4 protein-coding genes and 1 pseudogene are annotated in these 3724 nt (G+C 76.1%); 4 read left to right on the top strand and 1 reads right to left on the bottom strand.

Going from position 1 to position 3724, the window contains the following annotated elements; genetic code table 11:
- Positions 1-220 (top strand): annotated as a pseudogene (locus tag EBM89_RS19950) (hypothetical protein); the annotation flags it as partial.
- Entirely contained in the window at positions 217-1026 is an 810-nt protein-coding gene (locus EBM89_RS19945; protein WP_122151325.1) for an ABC transporter permease, read from the top strand. The pseudogene EBM89_RS19950 and the gene EBM89_RS19945, both read left to right, overlap by 4 nt.
- A gap of 91 nt (positions 1027-1117) precedes the next feature.
- On the opposite strand, the gene EBM89_RS19940 is transcribed toward EBM89_RS19945, so the two are convergent.
- Positions 1118-1588: a MarR family winged helix-turn-helix transcriptional regulator gene (locus tag EBM89_RS19940; protein WP_122151324.1), complete on the bottom strand. Its 471-nt coding sequence runs from the start codon at positions 1586-1588 to the stop codon at positions 1118-1120.
- Between the two features lie 101 nt (positions 1589-1689).
- On the opposite strand from EBM89_RS19940, the gene EBM89_RS19935 reads away from it, so the two are divergent.
- Positions 1690-2937 carry a multidrug effflux MFS transporter gene (locus EBM89_RS19935; RefSeq protein ID WP_122151323.1) on the top strand — a complete coding sequence of 416 codons (1248 nt, stop codon included), beginning with the start codon at positions 1690-1692 and terminating at the stop codon, positions 2935-2937.
- A gap of 337 nt (positions 2938-3274) precedes the next feature.
- A partial coding sequence (locus EBM89_RS22325) for a 2-oxoglutarate dehydrogenase E1 subunit family protein (protein WP_439647212.1) occupies positions 3275-3724 on the top strand: 450 nt, incomplete at its 3' end.

Here is a 3724-nt window from a genome sequence, read left to right as displayed (position 1 = left end):
CGCCGCCGGGACCGGCGCACCCGGCGCCGCCGAGCTCGTCGGCACGGACGTGCGCACCGTCGGGCGCGCCGCGTTCGGCGCGGGCCTCGAGCTGCACGAGCTCGCGACGCACGGCGTCGGGCTGGAGGACGTGTTCCTGCGCCTGACCGCACCGCCCGGGGCCGCCCACGGCGCGCACGCCGCCCCGACCGCCGACCACGCCGCCGGAGGTGCGCGATGAAGGACACGCTGGTCTCCGAGTACCGGAAGATCGTCACCACCCGCACCTGGTGGGTGCTGCTCCTCGTCATGGTCGCCTACATGGCGTTCATGGGCGCGGTCCTCGGGTTCGCCCTCACGTTCGACACCGGCGACGGTGCGGGCGCCGGCGGTGCCGGGTTCGGGGACGACCCCAGCGCCGTCACCACCACGGTGTACACGCTGCCCGCGGCGTTCGGGTACGCGCTGCCGCTGCTGGTCGGGCTGCTGTCCGTCACCACCGAGTTCCGGCACCGCACCCTGACCCCGACGCTGCTCGCGCAGCCGGACCGCAACCGGTTCGTGCTCGCCAAGCTGCTCGCCAGCGTCCCGGTCGGCGTGCTCTACGGCGTGCTCGGCACACTCGCCACCGTCGGCGCGGCCGCCGCGGCGTTCGCGTTCACGGACGCGCCGAACCAGCTCGGCGACGCCGCGACGTGGGGGCTCATCGCCCGGACCGCCGCCGCGCTCGTCGTGTGGTGCGTCGTCGGTGTGGGTCTGGGGTTCGCGATGCCGAACCAGGTCGTCGCGATCGTCGTGGTGCTGGCGTTCACGCAGTTCCTGGAGCCGATCCTGCGGACCCTCCTCGCGCTCAGCGACGCGACCGCGCCGATCGGCAAGTTCCTGCCGGGTGCGGCGGGCGAGGCCATCAGCGGCGGGTCGTTCTACGCCAGCAGCGGGATCAGCGACCTGCTGCCCCCGGCGGCGGGCGCCGCGGTGCTCATCGGCTACGCCCTGGTCCTAGCCCTGCTGGGCCGCCTGACCACCCTGCAGCGCGACATCACCTGACGGCCGGGTCGGACACGGCCGCGACGCCCTCCGGTCCTCGTGCCACCCACCCGGTGGGGCGGTACGAGGACCCGGGGGGCGTCGCGCCGTCTCAGCCCCGGGCGCGCGCGGCGAGGCGTGCCAGCGGCCCCGCCGCCGCGCGGATCGTCGCCGCGTCCGCCGGGTCCAGGGTCGCGAGCGCCTCGCCCAGCGTGGTCGCCCAGGCGCGCTCGACCGGGTCGCGGCGCTGCCGCGCGAGCGGGGTGGGGTGCAGGCGGGTGACCCGGCGGTCGTCCGCGTCAGACCGGCGCTCGACCAGCCCGCGGTCCGCGAGGCCGCGGACGGCGGCGCTGACGTTGCTCTGCCGGAGGTCGAGCGCGGCGGCGACGCCCCCGACGCTGCTGCCGGGGTGCGCGTCGACGTAGCGCATCACCTCGAACTCGGTGGGCGGCAGCGGCGGCAGCCCGGCGGCGTCGCCCTGCGCGAGCCGGACGCCGCGGGCCAGGTCGTGCAGCGCGACGGCGAGGACCCGCAGGTCCTGCCCGTCCGGTCCGGGGTGGTCGTGCGGCGTGGCGTCGGTCACGTCGCGAGCGTAGCAGGGTCCATATCGCTCGACATATATCGCGTCATAGATATGATCCTCCGGCCAGCGGCCCCGCCGCCCTCCTCCTGCTGGAGCACCCCATGACCCCGCCCCCGGGCACCCCCCTGCCCGTCCTCGACCCCGCAGCACCCGCGACGGCCCCGGCCCGCGCGCTCGCACCCGCCACCACCGTCGTCCTCGCGCTGCTCACCGCCATCGCCCCGCTCGCGACCGACATGTACCTGCCCGCGTTCCCGCGCATGGCCACCGAGCTCGGCACCAGCGCCACCGCCGTGCAGCTGTCCCTCACCACGTTCATGGTCGGGCTCGCGCTCGGCCAGCTCGTCATCGGCCCGCTGTCCGACCAGCGCGGCCGCCGCGGGCTGCTGATCGCGGGCAGCGCGGTGTGCGCCCTGGCGGGCGTGGCGTGCGCGCTCGCCCCCTCGGTCGGCGTGCTGATCGCCGCCCGGTTCGTGCAGGGGTTCAGCGGCGCCGCCGGCGTGGTCCTCGCCCGCGCGGTCGTCAGCGACCGGGCGCGCGGCACCGCCGCCGCCAAGCTGTTCGGCGTCATGATGCTCATCCAGGGCGTCGCCCCGGTGCTCGCCCCGCTCCTCGGCGGCTCCCTGGTCACGGCCGTCGGCTGGCGCGGGGTGTTCGGCATCCTCGCGGCCGTCAGCGCGCTGATGCTCGTCGGCGTGCTCGCGCTGGTCCCCGAGACCCTGCCGCGCGAGCGTCGCACCGGCGGCGGCCTCGCGACCACGCTGCGCGACGCCCGCACCCTGCTGACCAACCGCCGCTACCTCGGCTGGACGGGAGCGCTGGTGCTCGGGTTCGCCGCGATGTTCGCGTACATCTCCGCGTCGCCGTTCGTGCTGCAGAACATCCTGGGCCTGTCCGTCGGCCAGTACTCGGTGGCGTTCGCAGCCAACGCGCTCGGCCTCGGCGTCGTCGCGGGCCTCGGCACCCGGCTGGTCGACCGGTACTCCCCCCGTCGGCTGCTCGCCGTCGGCGTGGTCGCGGTCGCGGTCCTCGCGGTGGCGCTGCTGGTGGACGTCGTGGTGCTGGACCTGCCGCGCTGGCCGACGCTCGCCCTGCTGTTCCTGCTGGTCAGCGCGCTCGGCCTGGTGTTCGGCAACGCGACGACGCTCGCGACCGACGAGGCCGCGCACGCCGCGGGCACCGGATCCGCCCTCATGGGAGCCCTCCAGTTCGGCCTCGGCGCCGCGGTGTCCCCGCTGGTCGGCCTGCGCGGCGAGCACGACGCCGTCCCGATGGCGATCACGGTCGCGGTCCTGGCCGTCGGCGCGGTCGTGGCGGCGCGACTGGCCGCCACGTCGCGCGCGGCCTGACGGCCGCACCTCCCCCGCGCTCCTCGTCCCGCCCCTCTGCTGGGTGGTGGGGCGAGGACCGCGGGGCGGTACGCCGAGGGTGCACCGGCGCGCCAGGCGAGACCATGACCGAGTTGGCGCGGGGCAGACCTGCCGCAGACCCGCAGATGGGACGCAGGACACCCCGGGACGACCCGTTGTGTGACAACTGCGTGAACCACCCGCGGCTCGCACCCCTCAGGGGGAGATGACGTCCGGTCAGGACGTAGGGTTGGGGACGAACTGATCCGGCGAAGACGCGGTTTCGGCCGCGGAGGAAGTGGGCGATCCTCGCGTGTCCCAGCATGCCGAGCCAGACGTGACCCGTGCCGACTTCGGCGCCAACGCGTGGCTGGTGGACGAGCTGTACGAGCAGTACCTCCAGGACAAGACCGCGGTCGACCCCGCGTGGTGGGACTTCTTCGAGGGCTACCGGCCCTCGACGCCCGCGACCACGACGTCGGGTGCACCGGACGGGACGTCCGGCGACACGGGGTCGGGTGCGGCGGGCGGGTCGAACGCCACCGCACCGGCCGACGACGCACCGGCGGTCCTCGCACCGGCGACGGCGCAGGACGGCACCCGTCCCGCCACGGCGCCCCCCGCCCCCGCGGACGGCGAGCGCCCCGGCACCACCGCCGACGACGCTCCGCAGCGCCCCGCGCACACGGGCGACGACGCCCCGGTCCCGGACGCACCCACCCCCACCGCGACGCGGCCGCAGGAGCAGCCCGCGCCGCGCGACCCCGAGCCCGCGCCGGTGACGGCG

The organism is Cellulomonas triticagri (assembly GCF_003696205.1).
GTDB classification, from domain to species: Bacteria; Actinomycetota; Actinomycetes; order Actinomycetales; family Cellulomonadaceae; genus Cellulomonas; species Cellulomonas triticagri.
Note: the sequence above shows the minus strand (reverse complement) of the source record. Positions and strands in the feature narration are given on the sequence as shown.

Bases quoted from the DNA above. Each gene is read 5' to 3' on its own strand.
- EBM89_RS19945 (WP_122151325.1), top strand. From the start codon at position 217: ATGAAGGACACGCTGGTCTCCGAGTACCGGAAGATCGTCACCACCCGC.
- EBM89_RS19935 (WP_122151323.1), top strand. From the start codon at position 1,690: ATGACCCCGCCCCCGGGCACCCCCCTGCCCGTCCTCGACCCCGCAGCA.